Origin of the sequence: Acinetobacter sp. A1, assembly GCF_012371315.1 — a bacterium.
Taxonomy (GTDB): Bacteria; Pseudomonadota; Gammaproteobacteria; order Pseudomonadales; family Moraxellaceae; genus Acinetobacter.
Map to the genome: position 1 here is coordinate 1 of NZ_JAAZQY010000086.1, position 651 is coordinate 651.

Here is a 651-nt window from a genome sequence, read left to right on the forward strand (position 1 = left end):
CTATTCGCGACTGGCGTTTAGCCATGAGCCGCTTTATTATTGAATTCGGTGACCGCTTAAGCAATCACCTTTAAATTGATCAAAAGCAATTACACAAAATTATTTACAGGCTCCAGTCTGATATTATCTATAGTTTTTTAAAAAATTAATTCGTTCTTCTTTCTCTTGAACATAACAATCTAATAAATAAATTGGAGCTTCATGCCCTCCTTCTGCCAACTCATACTCAGAAGTACATTTATTTTCTCTTCTCTTTAACCAATTTTTTTGACTTGATAATAATTTCTTCTTTTTAATTAATTTTAGTTTTTTCATTCTTTTTTTATACTCTCTGTTTAACTCATGATCCGACTCTAAATAACCTCGTGAAAGGCAGTACCTCAAATCCTCTTGAAGAGGACTTCCTTCTTTGCATATTACTCCTAAAGCATCTTCATATAAAAAATCTTCAGGAACAACAGCATAAGAATTTAAAGAGAAGAAAAAAATATTATAAATTTATTTATAGCATTCACATTTCAATCCTTTTTCAAAAATAACAGAAATCCTCCCATACTCGACTTTGATATTAGCATGGCTTTGTTGCACAAAGATTTGAAATGCAAAGCGCCCCTAATTGAGCCAAATTTAAGGCGTAACTTGGGTAAGTGG

1 protein-coding gene is annotated in these 651 nt (G+C 31.8%); it reads right to left on the minus strand.

What is annotated here, in order from left to right; all coding sequences use genetic code 11:
• Window positions 1-123 precede the first annotated feature (123 nt).
• Entirely contained in the window at window positions 124-498 is a 375-nt protein-coding gene (locus HHA41_RS13030; protein ID WP_354667278.1) for a lysozyme inhibitor LprI family protein, read from the minus strand.
• Between the last annotated feature and the right edge of the window lie 153 nt (window positions 499-651).